The organism is Paenibacillus qinlingensis (assembly GCF_013204845.1).
Lineage (GTDB): Bacteria > Bacillota > Bacilli > Paenibacillales > NBRC-103111 > Paenibacillus_E > Paenibacillus_E qinlingensis.
In genome coordinates, this window is record NZ_JABMKY010000003.1 from 440257 (window position 1) to 458942 (window position 18686).

Annotated in this window: 20 protein-coding genes and 1 other annotated feature; of the genes, 16 read left to right on the forward strand and 4 right to left on the reverse strand. The window is 43.9% G+C overall.

All coding sequences use genetic code 11. The features are described from left to right. Positions 1-62: 62 nt before the first annotated feature. Entirely contained in the window at positions 63-767 is a 705-nt protein-coding gene (locus HQN88_RS08720) for a DUF2953 domain-containing protein (protein ID WP_173110105.1), read from the forward strand. Positions 768-901: 134 nt separating this feature from the next. Then, positions 902-1384, forward strand: coding sequence for a GerW family sporulation protein (gene ytfJ / locus HQN88_RS08725; protein ID WP_173110107.1), 483 nt, complete (start codon positions 902-904; stop codon positions 1382-1384). A gap of 48 nt (positions 1385-1432) precedes the next feature. Here ytfJ and HQN88_RS08730 read toward each other — a convergent pair whose 3' ends face one another. Then, positions 1433-2044, reverse strand: coding sequence for a TetR/AcrR family transcriptional regulator (locus tag HQN88_RS08730; RefSeq protein WP_173110109.1), 612 nt, complete (start codon positions 2042-2044; stop codon positions 1433-1435). A gap of 186 nt (positions 2045-2230) precedes the next feature. On the opposite strand from HQN88_RS08730, the gene HQN88_RS08735 reads away from it, so the two are divergent. From HQN88_RS08735 to HQN88_RS08780, 10 genes are all read left to right on the forward strand, one after another. Further along, positions 2231-2989, forward strand: a complete 759-nt coding sequence (locus HQN88_RS08735; protein WP_173110111.1) for an SDR family oxidoreductase — start codon at positions 2231-2233, stop codon at positions 2987-2989. A gap of 219 nt (positions 2990-3208) precedes the next feature. Continuing rightward, positions 3209-4402: a D-alanyl-D-alanine carboxypeptidase family protein gene (locus HQN88_RS08740; protein ID WP_173110113.1), complete on the forward strand. Its 1194-nt coding sequence runs from the start codon at positions 3209-3211 to the stop codon at positions 4400-4402. A gap of 40 nt (positions 4403-4442) precedes the next feature. Then, on the forward strand, positions 4443-5042 hold the full coding sequence (locus tag HQN88_RS08745; protein ID WP_173110115.1) for a nucleoside recognition domain-containing protein: 600 nt from the start codon (positions 4443-4445) through the stop codon (positions 5040-5042). 6 nt (positions 5043-5048) lie between these two features. Further along, positions 5049-5582: a spore maturation protein gene (locus HQN88_RS08750; protein WP_173110118.1), complete on the forward strand. Its 534-nt coding sequence runs from the start codon at positions 5049-5051 to the stop codon at positions 5580-5582. A gap of 122 nt (positions 5583-5704) precedes the next feature. Beyond that, positions 5705-6451: a pseudouridine synthase gene (locus tag HQN88_RS08755; protein WP_056614495.1), complete on the forward strand. Its 747-nt coding sequence runs from the start codon at positions 5705-5707 to the stop codon at positions 6449-6451. Between the two features lie 83 nt (positions 6452-6534). Further along, positions 6535-7068, forward strand: a complete 534-nt coding sequence (locus tag HQN88_RS08760) for a redoxin domain-containing protein (protein WP_173110119.1) — start codon at positions 6535-6537, stop codon at positions 7066-7068. Between the two features lie 42 nt (positions 7069-7110). Next, positions 7111-8775, forward strand: a complete 1665-nt coding sequence (gene resB, locus HQN88_RS08765) for a cytochrome c biogenesis protein ResB (RefSeq protein ID WP_173110121.1) — start codon at positions 7111-7113, stop codon at positions 8773-8775. Further along, positions 8772-10031, forward strand: a complete 1260-nt coding sequence (ccsA, locus tag HQN88_RS08770) for a cytochrome c biogenesis protein CcsA (RefSeq protein WP_173110129.1) — start codon at positions 8772-8774, stop codon at positions 10029-10031. The genes resB and ccsA overlap by 4 nt, the downstream gene beginning before the upstream one ends. A 38-nt stretch (positions 10032-10069) precedes the next feature. After that, positions 10070-10783 carry a response regulator transcription factor gene (locus HQN88_RS08775; protein WP_173110131.1) on the forward strand — a complete coding sequence of 238 codons (714 nt, stop codon included), beginning with the start codon at positions 10070-10072 and terminating at the stop codon, positions 10781-10783. Continuing rightward, entirely contained in the window at positions 10784-12670 is a 1887-nt protein-coding gene (locus tag HQN88_RS08780) for a sensor histidine kinase (protein WP_173110133.1), read from the forward strand. 123 nt (positions 12671-12793) lie between these two features. Here the strand turns inward: HQN88_RS08780 and serA are convergent, their stop codons facing one another. Beyond that, entirely contained in the window at positions 12794-14374 is a 1581-nt protein-coding gene (gene serA, locus HQN88_RS08785; protein WP_173110135.1) for a phosphoglycerate dehydrogenase, read from the reverse strand. 71 nt (positions 14375-14445) lie between these two features. Next, positions 14446-14678: a binding site (T-box leader), on the reverse strand. Positions 14679-14916: 238 nt separating this feature from the next. Here serA and HQN88_RS08790 point away from each other — a divergent pair. Further along, on the forward strand, positions 14917-15240 hold the full coding sequence (locus tag HQN88_RS08790; RefSeq protein WP_173110137.1) for a rhodanese-like domain-containing protein: 324 nt from the start codon (positions 14917-14919) through the stop codon (positions 15238-15240). A gap of 56 nt (positions 15241-15296) precedes the next feature. On the opposite strand, the gene HQN88_RS08795 is transcribed toward HQN88_RS08790, so the two are convergent. Further along, a complete protein-coding gene (locus HQN88_RS08795) occupies positions 15297-16217 on the reverse strand; it encodes a hypothetical protein (RefSeq protein WP_173110139.1) in 921 nt (306 codons plus the stop codon). A gap of 91 nt (positions 16218-16308) precedes the next feature. Between HQN88_RS08795 and HQN88_RS08800 the strand changes: the two genes are divergently transcribed. Further along, on the forward strand, positions 16309-16917 hold the full coding sequence (locus HQN88_RS08800) for a CPBP family intramembrane glutamic endopeptidase (protein WP_173110141.1): 609 nt from the start codon (positions 16309-16311) through the stop codon (positions 16915-16917). After that, entirely contained in the window at positions 16914-17126 is a 213-nt protein-coding gene (locus HQN88_RS08805; protein ID WP_173110143.1) for a hypothetical protein, read from the forward strand. The genes HQN88_RS08800 and HQN88_RS08805 overlap by 4 nt, the downstream gene beginning before the upstream one ends. Positions 17127-17196: 70 nt before the next feature. Here HQN88_RS08805 and HQN88_RS08810 read toward each other — a convergent pair whose 3' ends face one another. Beyond that, positions 17197-18048 carry a polysaccharide deacetylase family protein gene (locus tag HQN88_RS08810; protein WP_173110145.1) on the reverse strand — a complete coding sequence of 284 codons (852 nt, stop codon included), beginning with the start codon at positions 18046-18048 and terminating at the stop codon, positions 17197-17199. Between the two features lie 175 nt (positions 18049-18223). Here HQN88_RS08810 and HQN88_RS08815 point away from each other — a divergent pair, with 175 nt between their 5' ends. After that, a complete protein-coding gene (locus HQN88_RS08815; RefSeq protein WP_173110147.1) occupies positions 18224-18535 on the forward strand; it encodes a hypothetical protein in 312 nt (103 codons plus the stop codon). Positions 18536-18686: the final 151 nt, after the last annotated feature.

Here is an 18686-nt window from a genome sequence, read left to right on the forward strand (position 1 = left end):
TCCACCTGCGAGAATTCATCTTGCGCGTGGAGTTTTCGTTCATTTTGACTAAGGAGGCGTAAGTGTTGCTGTGGGTAGGATTGGCCGTCTTGGTTGTCATCATTGCCATTATTGTTGTGCTGAGCAGCTATATGCGCGGTGAGTTTTATTTCTCCCGGGTAAAAGATAATGATACGCTTTCCGTGGAGATGCGAGGATTGTTTGGGCTCTTGCGATACCGTTATGTGATTCCGATTATTCAATTCAAAGGATTCACCCAAGGTATATTAATTAAGTCCGAAAAAGTGACCCAACATAACGCTAAGTTGAAAGATGAGACGAGAGATCATATTACTAAAGATAAAGTCATCACCTTCTACAAGGAAGCCAAAGACGTCCTTGTACATACGCTGAATTTATATGGTTGGATGAAACAAACGTTAGCCAAAGTGGAGTGCACGGAGCTGAAATGGATCACTCGTGTAGGGCTTGGCGACGCACCAGAAACGGCGATTACAACGGGAGCCGTATGGGGAATCAAGTCGTCGCTGCTTGGCTTTACAGTTCGATATGTGAAGTTAATTGCGAAGCCGCGCATTGATGTGATACCGCAATATAATGAAAAGCAATTTGCAACGGAGTTTCGTTTTGCCGGTCGAATCCGGGTGTGGTTTGCGGTCACGGCTGGCATACGGTTGTTGTATCGAGCGGCTAAAATCAAAGGTGGCATTCGAACCTGGATCCAATTCGCATTGAAGGCGAAAGCTCGATTTAAACCTGCTTCGTAAGTTTTACATAACCCCATGCCAGTAGGGGCATTCTAGAACTGAACCATGATTGTTCTTTTGAGTTCTTGATGCTCGAGCTTTCGTTGCCAGAAACGTACGGTGATGGTGAAAAAACGCTAAGGAGGAATATGAAGATGTCCGAACACCCGATTCAAGGCCTCATGAAAGTCGCCATGGAAAATATAAAAGAGATGGTAGACGTAAACACAATTGTCGGTGACCCGGTCGAAACGCCAGACGGTAGTGTTATTATGCCAATCTCCAAAGTTGGATTTGGTTTCGCCGCAGGTGGTAGTGAGTTTGTGACAGACTCCGAAATCGAAATCGAAGGCGGAATAAACCGTGGCGACGCATTGAATGCCAAAGTTGCGCTTCCCTTCGGCGGTGGTAGCGGTGGTGGGGTATCCATTACGCCAATTGCTTTCCTTGTTGTTGGGAAGAATGGCGTGAAAGTCGTACCGTTAGATAATCAAACGCATATTCTGGAGCGTCTCATCGATTCTGCGCCGCAGGTCGTGGATAAGATTCAGAGTATGATTAAAGGCATGTCAGCGAAGCCGCCAGCAGCCGTTTCAACGAATGTCACCAACGTCGAGAATCAGAACTTTATTGTGTAGCCAGTTGTCATTATGAGCTGTCCTTTGAGGACAGCTTTTTTCTATGTATCAATCGTATGAGTTTCTTACAACTGTTTTGGCAGAGGTTGGGCGCCAGTTAATCAGTTTGATCAGTTGATCCTGCATATACGAAGGTGAATATTTGAATTCACTTTCAATCCAATGGAAAATAAGGCCAAGCAAGGCATGAAGCGAATAAATGCTCAGCAACTCTTGATCGATTTCGTTATCTTGATCGGGGTAGAATAGTTCTTCTTGTGTGATTTTTTTTAGAGCACTAAACATGGTTTCTTTCAACTTGGGAAGTACATCACTTTTCATTAGCGTGGTATATATGGTGGAATTCTGAAAAAAGTGATCAAATATCATAACGGACTTCGCAGGCAGTTCTTGAATACGAAATATTTCAACATGTTCATAGGGGGCTCGAAAGGATTGAAGTAATTGCTCAGTTAAATTAGCTATGATATCGTCAAGCAAATCTTCCTTACTTTCATAGTTGGCATAGAATGTCCCTCTATTATAGTTGGCAAACTCTACAATTTCGGTAATGGAAATGGATGTAAAGGGCTTTTGTGACATCAGTGCCAACAGCGCTTCCCGTAAAGCAATTTTACTTCGCACAATTCTGCGATCCGTTTTTTTAGTGATTTCTGGCATTCCTATTCATTCCTTTTTGGCGTTAGTGAACAAAATCAATCCTTTTGTACGTTAACTAACAAACAAGCGTTTTTTACTGATTGTATCACGTCTGATACTCTATTATACTCCAAGTGTAAGAAGTTCTATAGGCACAATTCAGTGAGTTATTCGCACTAAAATACATGACATTTGGAGGAATTACACATGAAGCTTTCTGGAAAAGTAGCTATTGTTACAGGAGCAGCGTCAGGTATGGGGAAAGCAATCGCCGAGTTGTTTGCAGCCGAAGGAGCTAAGGTCATCGTGTCGGATCTTCGGGTTGAAGCGGCGCAAACGGTTGTTACTGGTATTGAAGCAAAAGGTGGTACAGCGATTGCTGTTGCGGCGAATGTTGCGAAAGAAGAAGATGTAGCACAAATGATTGATACGGCAGTTAAGGAATACGGTACCGTTGACATTTTAATAAATAACGCGGGTATTATGGATAACTTTGTCCCTGCTGGAGATCTTACGGACGAGCTGTGGGAGCGAGTTTTCGCCATTAACACAACAGGGGTCATGCGAACAACTCGGAAAGTTCTTCCCATTTTTACTGAGAGAAAAAGTGGTGTTATCGTAAACATTGCTTCCGCAGGTGGTTTAAATGGATCCAGAGCGGGTGCGGCGTATACGGCATCTAAACATGCAGTAGTTGGTTTCACCAAAAACGTCGGTTTTCAATACGCAAATCTCGGCATCCGTTGTAACGCGATAGCACCTGGCGGGGTGAGTACAAACATTGGAACTACGATTACGGCTCCAAATCCTTTTGGAATGGAAAGAGCAATGGTTGGAATGGGCTTAAATCCACGAGCAGGCGAGCCAGAGGAAGTAGCGAAGGTTGCTTTGTTCTTAGCTTCCGATGATGCGAGCTTCGTTAACGGGACTGTGGTTACAGCGGATGCGGGCTGGACTGCTTACTAATCGCCAAACTGCCTACACGAGGCGTAAACACGAAGTTGCGTAATTTTGAATTCCAAAGGCTATCCACAAGTAGATTTTTTACTTCTGGAGGGCCTTTTTGTTTTGGGGAGTTTTGAGGACATATCCCTCATCCACTCGCATATACTTGTACAAAGTTTCATCAGTGGATTCGCTCAAGAAAGTGTACAAGTTCGCTCGTGTAGGAGGATAACCCAACCAATGAAAACCAAACGCCAGTTCATCATTATTTGCTGTGCCTTGATTGGATTGTTAATTGCCCCATGGACCTATGTAGAAGCCGCGCCGCCAAGCATTCATACCAATGCCGTCGGTGCTTCGCTCGTTGATGTGGAGTCGGGACGTGTGCTTTATAGCGAAAAAGGGGACACGCCTATGCGTATAGCTAGCTTGACCAAAATAATGACGGCGATCATTGCGATTGAACAAGGCAACCTCACAAGTATGGTCAAGGTCAGCAAGAATGCTTTCGGCAAAGAAGGGTCTTCAATTTACTTAAAACTTGGGGAAGAAATGCGGCTTCATGACATGCTGTATGGACTTATGATGCGTTCTGGAAATGATGCTGCGACCGCAATCGCAGAGCATATTGGTGGAAGTGTTGAAGGGTTCGTCTATTTGATGAACGAGAAAGCGAAGATGCTAGGGATGGATCATTCCCATTTTACGAATCCATCTGGGTTGGATGAAGGTGAAGGCCATCGCTCAAGTCCAAATGATATGGCTAAACTCACAGCGTATGCGCTCAAGAATAGCGTTTTTGCTGACATTGTATCCACGAAGCTGAAAAAAGTACCTAATCCGAATGAGGCATGGGATTATTCTTGGCTTAACAAAAATAAGATGCTTTCCATGTTCGAAGGTGCGGATGGGGTGAAAACGGGTTATACCAAACTGGCTAAGCGCTGCTTAGTATCTTCGGCAACTCGGAACGGCCAGCAACTTGTCGTCGTTACCTTGAATGATGGTGATGACTGGGCAGACCACGCGAAGCTGCTTCAATATGGCTTCAATCATTTCCCGCTGCAGACGCTGGTGAAAAAAGGTGACGCGATAGAAGGTACTCCTTGGGTAGCAAGCAGGACATTCAAGTACCCACTGGCAGAAGGTGAATTTGCAAGCTTAACACACCAAGTTACCTTGGTAGATCCAATGGCGACGGAGTATCGGTTAGCTGAACGTGGCGCACTCCGAATTTCTTTGCAAAATAAGTTGATACAGACGATACCGATTTATGATCCTTCCAACCCTCTGATGCAAGTACCAGAGAAAGCGACGTTCTCATTTCAATCGAGCAGTCCGTTTAAGGAGACATTGCTGACCAAATATAGTTATATCTGCAGAATGCTAGTACAGGGGCTATTTAATATTTCTGGCTCGATATGGGCGGATTAATGTGAAAGTCGTAAAGCCAAGTTGTAAGGAGTGCTGACCTATGGTGAATTGGATATGGCTATTCTTTATCGTCGCTGGTTTCCTCGTCGCTGCCATCAATGGCGATGTAGAATCCGTTACACAAGCGGCATTTGATGGGGCGAAAAATGGCGTAACCGTGTGTTTTGGATTGATTAGTGTCTTGGTATTCTGGATGGGAATGATGCGTATTGCAGAAGATGCAGGTATTTTGCACAAATTGGCAAGACTTCTTCAGCCCGTCGTACGCTTTCTTTTTCCAAGTGTTCCTAAGAATCATCCTGCGCTTGGCTATATCATGTCGAACATGAGTGCTAATATTCTTGGATTAGGCAATGCAGCTACCCCGATGGGGATTAAAGCAATGCAGGAGCTTCAGAAACTAAATCCAAACAAAGATGAAGCAAGTGCAGCCATGTCCACACTGCTTGCGCTCAATACATCAAGTATCACTTTAATCCCGACAACACTTATCGCAATACGAATGAATTTCAACTCGATGAACCCGGCAGAAATTGTAGGTACAACACTTATTGCGACAATCATCTCCACAACAGCTGCCATTTTCGTGGATCGATGGTACCGTAGATCTCGCTCGCCTATCCCTCCGCTGAAAGGATGAACCGGCATGTACGCACTCGTTTCACTTATTTCGGCCTGGGCAATCCCGATCATGATCGTGTTCATCCCACTATACGCTGCGTATCGCAAAGTTCCTGTCTATGAGTCGTTTGTAGAGGGGGCTAAAGATGGCTTCGATACGGCGATCAAAATTATTCCCCATCTTGTTGGGATGATGGTAGCGATTTCCGTGTTTCGTGCTTCTGGTGCGATGGACATGCTGATTGGCTGGATGCGGCCTTTTTTTGAAAGTATCGGTGTGCCAACGGAAGTGCTGCCTTTAGCTATTTTGCGACCCATTACAGGAGCGGGTTCGTTGGCTTTTACCACGGATTTGATTGAGCAATTTGGTCCGGATTCCATGATTGGCCGAATTGCCTCGACGGTACAAGGGAGTACAGATACAACGTTATATGTGATAACCGTCTATTTTGGCGCGATTGGGATTCGCAAAGCGGGATATGCGCTCAAGGTGGGTTTAATTTCGGATGCTGTTGGCTTTATTGCTTCTCTTGTTATTTGTTATTTCGTGTTTTCATAAATGGCGGGCATGCAATGATGCTAGAATAGCCATCATTCTGTCACCTTCTGTCAGTTATTGTGGGTTGCCGCTTGAGATTTGTGGTTAAGTCCGTTATCATTAGCTTGAGGTGAAAGCGGATAATGGAAAGACTGCAAAAGGTATTAGCCGAAGCTGGGATCGCATCCCGCCGGAAATGTGAAGAAATCATTACAGCGGGACGCGTGCAAGTGAACGGTGAAGTCGTCACGACGCTGGGTGTGAAAGTGAATACAGCCGAAGATGAAATTAGGGTTGATGGACGTGCTATAGGTCAACAGAAGAAGATCTATGTCATTTTAAATAAGCCCAAAGGGGTTATTACGAGTGCAACGGATCCTGAAGGCCGTAAGGTCGTTACTGATTTCTTGCCAGGGATCAGAGAACGTGTATATCCGGTCGGTCGACTAGATTATGATACAGAAGGCCTGCTCATTCTAACAAATGACGGTGAGTTTGCCCATTTGCTTACGCATCCGAAGCATCATGTTCCGAAGACGTATCAAGCGACTGTCAAGGGAGTGCCGCATGGCACGTTATTAGATAAGCTCAAAATGGGCATACAGTTAGAAGACGGCATGACAGCACCTGCTGAGGTCGAGTATGCAGATGTGAATATGGAGAAGAATGAGTCCGTCATTCAGATCACCATCTATGAAGGAAGAAACCGCCAAGTTAGACGGATGTTTGAGGCGATTTCATTCCCCGTTATCAAATTAAAGCGGATTAAATTCGGTCCCATCTTCTTAACGGGTCTGGCAAGAGCGAAGTATCGCCACTTGACGCCCAAAGAGGTTGAAGAGCTTAGGAACGAAGCTCTAAGGACACATAACGTTCAAAAAGGCCAATAAGAATTGGCCTTCTTTTCGTTATAATAAGGGTATAAATCGATATGCCAAAACTAACATTGTCGACAAAGCGAAGGTGATTATCAGTGGGTCGTAATAAGAAGTGGGTACAGATTGGGATCTTTGCAATCGTGCTCATTATTGGTGTGTTTACGATTATTACAAATTTGTCTGCTTCAGCAAGTAAGAAATACCCGCAGCAAGGGGAGAAAGCGACTAATTTCTCCTTGGTTGGATTAGATGGTAAAACGCACGAACTCTCTGATTATAAGGGGAAGGTTGTGCTGGTGAATTTCTGGGGCACGTTTTGTCCACCTTGTAAAGAAGAGATGCCTGATCTCCAGAAGCAATACGATAAGTGGAAGAGCCAGGGTGTTGTCTTTTTAGAAGTGAATGTGGACAAGAATAAAGTAACAGTGCAAGGATTCATGGAGCAATACAAGTTAAATATGCCGGTGCTGCTGGATGCCAATGAAGTTGTTAGAAAATTATATGGCGTTATGGACTATCCAACAACCTTTTTCATAGGGACCGATGGCAAAATTGCGGTGAAAAGAATTGGCCAAATGGATGAGTCTTATATCAATGAGACGATTTCTAGTTTGGTGACCAAGTCGTAAATAGGAAATCGTACGCATGTTCAACGTTTTTAGGAGGTCATCATGTTCTACAATACCAAATGCGATTGCGGACATCAGAACCCCACAGGCACAACGCTGTGTGAATCCTGTGGTAATCCGCTGATCGATACCGATGGCAGAGACATTCTGGAAATGCGCTATGATGGCATGGCCAGACGTTCTCAGAAATCAAATCCTTCTGTGCTCGATAAAGTCTGGAATTTCTTCTCCTCAGTCAAAATAGCCGTATGGATCATTTTCATCACTACATTGGCTTCAGCTGTAGGTACGATATTCCCGCAAGAGAATACATTTTTGGACATGGATCCATCTCAATATTACAGCGAAAACTACGGAACACTAGGAAATATTTATCATGCTCTTGGTTTTTCTCATACCTTCAGTTCATGGTGGTTTATCACGTTACTATTCATGATAGGAACTTCACTTGTCATTTGTAGTTTGGATCGTGTTCTTCCCTTATATAGGGCCTTGTCCAAGCAGCAAATCCGTAAGCATATCAATTTCTTAACTAGACAAAATGTCACACTTGTTACAGATTTGCCAGCAGGAACGGATGAAATCGCTTGGACCAATAAACTGGGCACACTCCTGCGTAAAAAGAATTACCGCGTACATACCGATGGCTCCGCACTTCTTGCCGAAAAATACCGCTTTAGCCGCTGGGGTCCCTATATCAATCATATTGGACTCATTATCTTCTTAATTGGTGTGCTAATGCGCGGTATTCCCGGATGGCATATGGATCAATACATGAGTATCCTTGAAGGCGAAACTAAGCCAATCCCGCATACGTCGTATTACATCAAGAATGAGAAATTTACACTCACGTTGTACGATGAACAAGAGCTTCCCGAAAGCATTAAAGCCAAAGGTCAGATTGTTCCGAAGACGTATGAAACGCAAGCTGTCTTGTATCATTGCACCGCGAATTGCGGGGATGGGGCGTCACAAGCGCCAGTACTTGAGGAAGTTCATAAGGCCAATATCATTGTGAATCATCCATTGGATTACAAAGGACTACAAGCGTATCAGTTTGATTATAAAGCTACACCGCTACTGATCTCTGTAAAGCCTACATTAAGCAATCCAACTACAGGTGAGACTTATGGGAGCTTTGAATTACCTATGAATAACCCGAAAGAATCGTATACGGTAGGTGCATATACACTTACGCTAAAAGGTTTCTTCCCGGAGTTTGGCATAGAGAAGGGGCAACCGATCTCCAAATCGAATGAGCCCAAAGCACCAGCCTTTATTTTTAATATAACTGGACCGGGGCTAGCTGAAAAAGGAGAACCTTATCTGTATTTCCCAAGACAAATTGATAAGGAAACTTTCTCGCAAGATACCATTAACGGTGCGATTAGCCAGAAATTGAAGATTGCGGTCGGCACTATGGAAGGCGTTCAGTTTGCCAATTATACGACCTATTTGAACATTCGAGTGGATAAAGCAATGCCATATATCTGGGTTGGATCCGCGATCTTTATGATCGGTGTTATTATGGGCTTCTATTGGCAGCATCGACGCATTTGGATTCGAATTGATGGAGGCAAGTTGACGCTCGGCGGCCATACGAATAAGAACTGGTTCGGGCTTCGTAATGAAGTTGCCGCAGCGCTCAATAAAAATGATCTGGATGTTTTACCGAAAACATTAGCAAATGGAGGAAACCAGGGGTGAATGTAAACTCTGTCAGCAGTACCTTTCTACTCATCGCTTTTTTTGTATATTTGCTCGCATTCTTCCTGTTTGTTCTTTCGATTACAGGTAAAAGGTGGAGCAACCGGAAGCCGGAAGATCATACAAGGCAATGGGGCTTTGTGGCTTTTATTACATCGGTTGTCGGGTTCGCTTGTCATGTGACGTTCTTCTTCACACGATGGGCGGAAGGAGATCATATCCCAACATCCAATATGTATGAATTTATGACATTCTTAGGGATGATGATCATGTGTGCCTTCTTGATCGTGTATCTCATCTATCGGACACCTGTACTAGGCGTCTTCGCACTACCGATCGGGTTTATCATCATTGCCTATGCTTCCGTTTTCCCAAGTGAGGTACAGCCGTTGATTCCTGCGTTGCAGAGTTACTGGTTGAAGATTCACGTGACTACTGCAGCTACTGGAGAAGCGTTCTTCGCCGTTGGTTTTGCAGGTGGATTAATGTATCTGCTCCGAGCCGTTGACTATACAGGGACGACGAAGAATGATAAGAAGGAACAAAAAGGTGTTGAGTTGACCTTATTCTTTATTCTTATGCTCGTAGCATTTATTGCCTCCATTTTTACATTCAATGGTTCAGGTTACAAAGCTGTATTCTCCAAAGATGTCATTTTTACGAATGCACAGGGTGTACAGGAAACGAATCATACGACAGAAACCTACGTACTTCCTCCAATTGTACAGCCGTATGATACGAAAGTCGTAGAGATGAAGTCATTCCTTGGCATGTCTGAGCCCTTATTTACAGCACCATCTTGGATGGAAGGGGCTAGTGCTGGTCGTAAATTAAACACTGTCATTTGGTCCATTCTCGGCGGTTTAATCCTATATGGACTAGCACGTCTAGTGGCTCGTAAACCATTAGGCGCAGCGATTGGTCCGATTGTAAAAGGAATGGATGCGGAAGATCTGGATGAAATCAGTTATCGCGCTATTGCGATTGGCTATCCGATCTTTACACTGGGGGCACTTATCTTCGCGATGATTTGGGCTCAGGAAGCGTGGGGCCGTTTCTGGGGATGGGATCCGAAGGAAGTATGGGCTTTGATTACATGGTTATTCTATGCTGTATTCCTTCATCTTCGACTTTCAAAAGGTTGGCAAGGTAAGAAATCTGCATGGTTAACTGTAATTGGATTTATCGTAGTTATGTTTACATTAGTGGGTGTGAACTTAGTCATAGCAGGACTGCACTCCTATGCAGGTGTTTAAATTCAAGTACGTACATTAATAGAGGATGTGACGCTCTAATGGAATTGAAGCCAAGTATACTCGTTGTTGATGATGAAGAACGTATTCGCCGATTGCTCCGCATGTATTTAGAAAAAGAAGGTTATCTGATTGAAGAAGCAGAAGACGGTGAATCCGCATTGCGGATGTCTACTGAAACCGATTTCGATCTGATCTTGCTTGATGTGATGCTGCCTGGCATCGATGGTATTGAAGTGTGTGCACGCCTTCGTCAAGTGAAGTCCACGCCAGTCATCATGTTGACTGCGAAGGGTGAAGAGACGAATCGTGTGAGTGGATTTGAAGTGGGGGCGGATGACTATGTCGTCAAACCGTTCTCACCTCGAGAGGTGATTTATCGTGTGAAAGCCATCCTTCGCCGCTCCTCAGCGACTGCTTATCTATCCAAAGATGCAAGTTCCAGTAATAATATCGTATTCCCGAATTTGATTATTGAGCATGACGCACATCGTGTGACGGCTGGTGGTCAAGAAGTTGCTCTTACGCCGAAGGAATATGAATTGCTTCATTACTTGGCTGTTTCGCCTGATAAAGTTTTCTCTCGTGAGGAACTTCTCAAGGATGTTTGGAACTACGAGTTTTTCGGTGACTTACGGACCGTAGATACGCACGTAAAACGACTTCGTGAGAAATTAAACAAAGTATCCCCGGATGCTGCAGCAATGATTACGACAGTATGGGGTGTAGGCTACAAGCTAGAGGTGCCTAAATAAGTGTTTATTTTCAGAAGTGTCGTAGGTAAGCTATGGTTAACAATTATAGGCCTAGTTGGGGTTGTCTTGCTCATACTGGGCTTTTTTCTTGTCAATTATATGGAAAATTATTTCGCGCAAGCAACGGATCAGCGCGAGAATATGAAAGAAATGGCGCTCAAGTTTTCAGAAGAAGCAACGACGCACATGTACAACGAGCAATTCTATCAACTAAGTAATGAACTGCTGAGTTTTCAAGATTCAAGAATGCTTGTGATCTCTACGGATATGAAGGAAATGGCCATCCCGCGAACCAACGGGAGTCAGTTAGCCGAATTCCATGTGTCTGATTTCTATACAGAAGATGAACTGAAGCCTGTATTTGCCGGCCAAACGAAAGATAAGCAAGTAAATAAATCGCGCACAGGCCGCTTTGATGCAGAAGCGGAATACCTCGTTGTGGCCGTTCCTCTTTTCAATTTGGAGGGGGCTATTGTAGGGGCAACATTGTTGTATCAATCCCTTCAGTCGTTAGAAGCGACACAATCGTATATGTTAAGATTGTTTGTTTATGTGTCCATTGTTGGTTTTCTCATGACAACCTTCTTCGCTTTCTTCTTGTTCTCACAAATTACGAGACCGCTGCAGCAACTGAAGAAAGCAGCTGATTTTATTACGCATGGGGAATATGGTACACGTGTCCCCATTCTTTCCAAAGATGAGATTGGTGAGCTTGCCAAAACGTTCAATCACATGGGCGAAAAAGTGCAGGAAAGTATCCATGCTCTCAGTCAGGAGAAAGAACATTTATCAAGCATTCTACGAAGTATGACGGATGCAGTGATCACTCTTGATGTAAATGGTTCTGTGATGTTAAGCAACCCGCAAGGGGAGAAAATCGTTGAAGAGTGGAGCACCATTGAGTGGTCTGATGATGAGGGAGAGCCAAGACGATTCCCGAAACCGGATACTGCACTTGGCGATTGGGGACTCATGAGCTTCAACAATCCAAACTCAATGCCAATCCCTGTACCGTTGATTCCGTTATTTGAAGCGGTTGTCGATGAGTCAGCAGAAGCCGCTACTAAGCTTCATGTGCAAAATGGCGTGTGGTCCGTGGCGATGACGCCACTTTACTCCAGAGATCAAGTGCGCGGCGCTGTGGCCGTTCTCCGTGATGTGACGGAGGAGGAACGTCTGGATAAGCTGCGCAAGGACTTTGTGGCGAACGTCTCGCATGAGCTGCGTACGCCCATCTCGATGCTGCAGGGCTACAGTGAAGCCCTGCTGGACGATATTCCCTCCACGCCTGAAGAGCGCGTGGAGCTGGTGCAGGTCATCCACGACGAGTCGCTCCGCATGGGGCGCCTCGTCCGTGACCTGCTCGATCTGGCGCGGATGGAAGCCGGCCATCTCGAACTTTCCTTCAGGGAGGTCGAAGTCGACTCCCTGGTGAGGCGCATGCACCGCAAATTCGCGGTGCTGGCCAAAGAGCGCGGCATCGCGCTAAGCGTGATGCTGCCGGAAGAGCCGCTCATCCTGCGGCGTGCGGATGAGGATCGTCTGGAGCAGGTGCTAACGAACCTGCTCGACAATGCGTTCCGCCATACGCCTGCGGGGGCGAATATCGCCTTGAAGGCGGAGGCGTGCCTCTCCAAGGATCGGCCCGCAATCCGGATCGAGATTGCCGATGAGGGGCAGGGGATCCCTGCAGAGGATCTGCCATTCATTTTTGAACGCTTCTACAAGGCGGACAAAGCGCGTACACGTGGATCTTCTGGGGGAACTGGACTTGGTCTGGCGATCGTCAAAAATATTATTGATTCCCATCACGGCACTGTAACGGTACAAAGTACATGGGGGCAAGGAAGTACATTTACGATCTTCTTACCTTGTGAACATAAATAAACAGAAAATTGTGCGAATTTCGACACATAAGAAAAGGCGAATGCTGAGTTATCACTCGGCATTCGCCTTTATTTGTAGAATATTCAGATAAAATCTTGTTGTTCGTGAAACAATTTGTGCTTATTAAAGCGTTAGTGCACGAACATTTACAATTTCATCTTGGTTAGTAAGATCGGCTAATACTTCAGCAGGAGCTGTCTTATCAATCGTTAAGACCATGATGGCGGAACCGCCGATGACTTTACGACCAACTTGCATAGTCGCAATATTGACTTGATTACTTCCAAGTAGTGTTCCAACGCGTCCGATAATACCTGGTTTATCGTTGTGGGAAATTAACAACAAGTTACCCTCGGCTGCGAAGTCAACTGGATATTGATCGATACGCACGATGCGCTCTCCAAAGCCAGCAAGTAATGTTCCAGCAAGTGTTTTTTCCTCTTGTTTCGTTTTAACTGTCACTGTTACAAGGTTTGTGAAGCTATTCGAAGCATTGGATGTTTGTACGACGATGTTAACACCGCGTGATTTAGCCAAATGCATGGCATTAATGATGTTGATGGATTCCAATTGATTTTGGAAAATACCTTTTACAATGTAGCGTGTTAATGGGCTTGTATCGACATCCATTAAGTCGCCTGCATAGTTAACTACGATTTCAGATACAGCACCTTGAGCGATTTGTCCAAGGACAGAACCGATTTTTTCACCAAGACTGAAGTAAGGTTGCAGTTTGTTTAATACGTCTGCAGGAACTGGCGGCATGTTTACGGCATTCTTAAATGGCTCATTACGTAGAATATGAAGAACTTCCTCGGATACGTCGATTGCTACGTTTTCTTGTGCTTCAATTGTTGATGCACCAAGATGAGGTGTTACAATTACTTTCGGATTGGTTAAGAAAGGGTGATCCTTCGCTGGCGGCTCGACTTCGAATACGTCGAAAGCTGCACCCGCAACGATTCCTTGATCAATTGCTTCAACCAACGCTAGTTCATCAATAATCCCACCGCGCGCACAGTTGATGATGCGAATGCCTGGTTTCATTAATTCAAATTGTGGTTTCGCGATCAGGTGACGCGTTTCTGGTGTAAGTGGCGTATGAACAGTAATGAAATCTGCTTGTGCAGCAATTTCGTTAACTGTACCTAGTTTTACGCCCATTTTCTCAGCGCGCTCTTCTGTCAAGAACGGATCATAGCCGATAACTTCCATGCCGAATACTTTCGCGCGTTTCGCGACTTCACTACCGATACGTCCCATACCGAGAATACCGAGTGTTTTGTTGCGAAGCTCAACGCCGATGAATTTACGATCCCATTCGCCGCCAACTGTTTTCTTGTACGCTTGTGGAATCATACGAGCTGTTGCCATCATCATGGCAAATGTAAGCTCACACGTGGCAATTGTATTACCGTCAGGCGCATTGATAACGATAATTCCGCGTTTTGTTGCTGCTTCCAAATCAATATTGTCAACACCAACGCCTGCGCGGCCAATTACTTTAAGCTTTGTACCGGCATTCATGATTTTCTCAGTTACTTTGGTTTGGCTACGAACTAAGAGGGCATCGTACTCACCGATAATGGCAATGAGTTCGTCTTCAGATAGACCAGATTGCTTAACCACTTCAACATCAGCTGCATCATAAAGCATTTGAATTCCCATGTCACTAATTGGATCGGATACTAGAACTTTGAACATAATTCGGTTCCTCCTTAGATTTGAACATAAAAAAACTCCCAGCCCTCGGATACAGACAGTTAGCCTGTAGCCAAAGGGACGAGAGATTGCTTTCGTGGTACCACCCTAGTTCGCTGCCCATTCGCATGGGTAGCCTCATTTGGTCTTGCGACCTGGAACTGTAACGTGTTCCTAACCCGATTGCATCTACTACCGTTCAATGCAATAACTCTGGAGTGCTCCGCAATTTGTTCGCTACCGATTCTCACCTACCATCGGTTCTCTGAAAGCTACTTTATTTGCTTGGCTCCGTCAACGCTGTACTGTGATATAGAATTTTTAATAGATTACCATGCGTTCGAAATCGTGTCAATACATGTCGAACGATTTTCACTTTTAAGTCATAAATGTTCGGATTGACACTCATTCAGAAGCTTTTCGTTTATTTTATAGCAAGAATGTTCAGAATGCAATGACATTTTGCTGATATTTGAGGCTCATTTTCATGTGTGGTACAGTGAATGTTAAGATCTTAACTTAAGAAAGCGGGAGTGAGCACCCAAATGGAAATTAACCGCATTTATCCGCAAATTTTCCTACAAGCTGTCGACCAGAAAACGCTAGGAAACAGTATTATCATTGATGTAAGAGAACCCCACGAATGGGAGTACTATCATATGGAAGAAGCCAAATTAATTCCTATGGGGCAAATTCCGCTCCGTATGGGTGAGCTTCCTGACGATGAAGACATTTATATCGTATGTGCACATGGGATGCGCAGTCTACGTGTCGCTGAATACTTAAAAGAAAACGGTTTTGAGCGTGTCATTAATGTAGATGGCGGAATGGCTGCCATCGGTATGTTCCGCGGCTTTCAATACGATTAATAAGAAGAAAAAGCTGATGACTTTGTCCGACACGGACCAAATCACCAGCTTTTTTCTCAATTTACATCGGAAAAGAAAGGTAATTGAGGCAGTGTTTCATTGGTATACCATTTTGCTTTACCTTTGACAAAGTCACCTGTGCGAACGGCATTTGTGCTTAGCAATAATTCCATGGTTTGATTCACATCATTCACATTTAATTTCTTGGCTTGGCCGGATGCGATGAATTCGTCAATCCTTATCGTTAAATCCTGCGGATAGAAAGGCGAGAATGCTTTGTTTTTCAGTAATTTTGCAGTAATATATACGTTTTTAACGTTGAAATTCATAGCGCGCCACTGATCGAGATTGGCTGTGTTATTAGAGTCGAAATATTCGATGTCCGGATCCATGGTGCCGTTCCAGACTAGGATGGAGTCGAAGTAATTTTTTTGTGCAGTTAAGGCTTGTGTTTTGGCTTCTAGGAAGTACGCATCCTTCTGAATGGCGTCTAGCAGCTGTGAATGACTTTGTGCATTAGCTTTAGATTGATAAGTACTTAATGCGTCGCTGAAAAGCTTTAGGCTTTTCAAATAGCCTTGGTGCGATTGCACGAGCAGTGGCGATGAGGCAGGCATGCTTTTACTTTGAAGCGTATTGTATTTGTCAGCTGCAATTTTACTTAGCTCTTTGAGAACTGCAGATGCATCCACGGTGGCGTTATCCATTTCAATTTGAGTCAATAATTCAAACCATTTATTCTGAAATTCCCTAAAGGGTAAAAAGATGGTATGGTAATATGACACAAGCACTTGTTGGTCATAAGCGCCTATTTCGGGTACAGCTGCTTGATCAGCATGCATGATTTTATCATATTTTAAATCGGATTTCGTTTGTCCTAATCGCAATCCATAGAAAAAAGCGCCAAGGATACAGACCAGCATAAAGATGAACATGAGGGCAAATAAATAATCAGTGCGAGTAAGACGCTTCTCCATAAATCAAGCTCCTTGTTGTCTCTTATAGTTGTTTTAGTATAGGTCAATATCCACGAAAAAGGAATATTTTAAGGAAATGAGGCTGCTTCCTTTGAAAAAATTCGATTTTAAGAACCTTCGAATTGGGAAAGTTGATATCAATGAATTGAATGACAAGACTTTATTGCTGAATCTTTACATTACACAACTGCTTACGCTTATTATCGGAATTATCATCCTATTATTTCAGAGTAATTCAAAGATTCTTTCTTCGTTGTCATTTCAAGGTGGTTGGCGTGTTATCATTTGGGGTTGTTTATTTGCTGTAGTTGTTCTTGGTGTTGATCTACTTATCTCACGATGGGTACCCAAAGAAGTTTCTGATGATGGCGGCATTAATCAAATGATTTTTGGAAATAGGGCCCTTTGGCATATTGCACTTATTTCATTTATCGTTTCTGTCTGTGAAGAGGTGCTATTCCGTGGTGCGATTCAGCATGCCTGGGGGCCTTACTGGACAAGTATTTTGTTTGCAGCAATTCATGTTCGCTATTTACAGCACTGGCTCATGACAGGGATGGTTTTCTGTATTAGCTATGGCTTAGGTTGGATTTACCTTCATACGGGAAGCCTATGGACACCAATAATTGCTCACTTTATGATTGATATGGTGATGGGTTGCATACTTCGGTTTAGCAAGGAGGAAGATCAAGGTTCATGAGTGTTGGAGAAAGAGTAGCTTCACGTTCGAATCCTGACGTGGAGGATAATCAAGGGGATGATACCTATTTACCGCCGCGGAGAGCCGTACACCCTTCAGAGCAAGGCAAATGGACGAATCTTTTTTATATGACATTACTTTGGTTATTTATCGCTTTAGTTGTGAGTTTAACTATTTGGGGGATTAGGTATTCAAATTCTTCATTGTAAAAAATATAATGAGCCCTACACTGCCACGAATTGAAACATTCGCGGCCAGCGTAGGGCTCTTATTTCATTCCTAACGCATTTCTAACTCAATGGCGTTTGGATCCACAAACGTGTAACCTTTTTCCTCGAGCTTCGTGAGCAGTGAATCAAGCGCAGTTATCGTCCAAGGGAGCTCATGCATGAGGATATTGCTGCCATTATGAAGCTGCCCCATCACATTCTCAATGACTTTATTGGAGTCATTATTTTTATTCGTCATATCCCAATCTAATGAACCATTCGACCATGTCATGTAAAGCATTTTATTGTTTTTAATCTTCGACTTCAAATAATCATTCCCTGAACCAAACGGTGGACGGAAAAATTGCGGGGATTGGCCTGTAATTTCATTCACAATTTTTTGAACATCGTCGACTTGTTTGTCAATTTTATCATTCGGCATGTCTTTCATATTGTCATGATCCCAAGCGTGATTACCAATGATATTGCCGCTTTCGTGAACAAGTTTAACGAGCTCAGGCTTCTGCTTAATGCGGTAACCATTCATAAAGAAGATGGCCTTCGCTTTATGTTTGTTCAAAATATCAATGAGAGATTGATTCATCGCTTGTTCTTTGGGTCCATCATCAAAGGTTAATAAAATGACTTTTTTATTACCATTGGGGTCGTTGGGAACGATATCATAGTTTTTGTTCATATGGTAAGTCTTTTGTACTACTTCTTGAACAGGAGCAGTAGGTGTTGGTGCAGGTGTGGGTGTAGGCGCCGCGGTGGGTGTTGGAGTTGCACTTGGGCTTGGTGTCGCTTGAACAACTGGCGTCACGCTTGTAGTTGCAGCGGGACTTGTTTCGGTTTGATCTGCACTGCAAGCAGCCAATAGAAGCATGACTGTTAGGAATAGTGTACTTGCTTTCTTTTTCATGATTCGTCTTCTCCTCGGATCCTTACATGGTGGTCATCCCTTATAGTACCACAATTTAGATTGCAATTCGCAGATGTCAATTCTCCTATGTTTTCCTTCTTCCGTTGCGTATGTCTGCTTCTAAACTCGCACAACCTAGAAAGGATTCATACTACTTATCATGGAGGGAGATCCAATGAAATTAGGAACATTTATACTTGGTGGCATTGCAGGGGCGGCTGCTGTTGTTTATCTCAATCGTAAAAGCAAATCCATGCTTTTCTCAGCATTTAGCTCACCTAGTCAATCGATGGGCAATGTCATGGATAAGGCCAAAGAAACGTTCACAAGCAAATCTTTTGGAGAATCTACAGCCCGAAATTTCTCTTCGACGGGTACAAATGGCTTAAATCAAGTAGAGAAAATCGTCAAAGAAGACCCGAGTTTAAAGGCAACAGTCAATGAAATCCTGCAGGATAATAAAATAAGCTCCGCAACAATTCAATAAAGATAAGCGCTCAGCACAGTCTGGCATACCCACGGGGCCGGCTGTGCTTTTTCTTTTTATACATAACTTAAGCGTGCAATTACAAAGATTTAGTGTTAACATGATAGGTGAAAACAATAGATGGATGCATGTCCATTTATGTATTAGTGGT

Coding starts and splice junctions, on each gene's coding strand:
- ytfJ (WP_173110107.1), top strand. CDS start 902: ATGTCCGAACACCCGATTCAAGGCCTCATGAAAGTCGCCATGGAAAAT.
- HQN88_RS08805 (WP_173110143.1), top strand. CDS start 16,914: ATGAGTGTTGGAGAAAGAGTAGCTTCACGTTCGAATCCTGACGTGGAG.
- HQN88_RS08730 (WP_173110109.1), bottom strand. CDS start 2,044: ATGCCAGAAATCACTAAAAAAACGGATCGCAGAATTGTGCGAAGTAAA.
- HQN88_RS08745 (WP_173110115.1), top strand. CDS start 4,443: ATGGTGAATTGGATATGGCTATTCTTTATCGTCGCTGGTTTCCTCGTC.
- HQN88_RS08775 (WP_173110131.1), top strand. CDS start 10,070: ATGGAATTGAAGCCAAGTATACTCGTTGTTGATGATGAAGAACGTATT.
- HQN88_RS08815 (WP_173110147.1), top strand. CDS start 18,224: ATGAAATTAGGAACATTTATACTTGGTGGCATTGCAGGGGCGGCTGCT.
- HQN88_RS08735 (WP_173110111.1), top strand. CDS start 2,231: ATGAAGCTTTCTGGAAAAGTAGCTATTGTTACAGGAGCAGCGTCAGGT.
- HQN88_RS08810 (WP_173110145.1), bottom strand. CDS start 18,048: ATGAAAAAGAAAGCAAGTACACTATTCCTAACAGTCATGCTTCTATTG.
- HQN88_RS08755 (WP_056614495.1), top strand. CDS start 5,705: ATGGAAAGACTGCAAAAGGTATTAGCCGAAGCTGGGATCGCATCCCGC.
- HQN88_RS08795 (WP_173110139.1), bottom strand. CDS start 16,217: ATGGAGAAGCGTCTTACTCGCACTGATTATTTATTTGCCCTCATGTTC.
- HQN88_RS08790 (WP_173110137.1), top strand. CDS start 14,917: ATGGAAATTAACCGCATTTATCCGCAAATTTTCCTACAAGCTGTCGAC.
- HQN88_RS08750 (WP_173110118.1), top strand. CDS start 5,049: ATGTACGCACTCGTTTCACTTATTTCGGCCTGGGCAATCCCGATCATG.
- serA (WP_173110135.1), bottom strand. CDS start 14,374: ATGTTCAAAGTTCTAGTATCCGATCCAATTAGTGACATGGGAATTCAA.
- HQN88_RS08740 (WP_173110113.1), top strand. CDS start 3,209: ATGAAAACCAAACGCCAGTTCATCATTATTTGCTGTGCCTTGATTGGA.
- resB (WP_173110121.1), top strand. CDS start 7,111: ATGTTCTACAATACCAAATGCGATTGCGGACATCAGAACCCCACAGGC.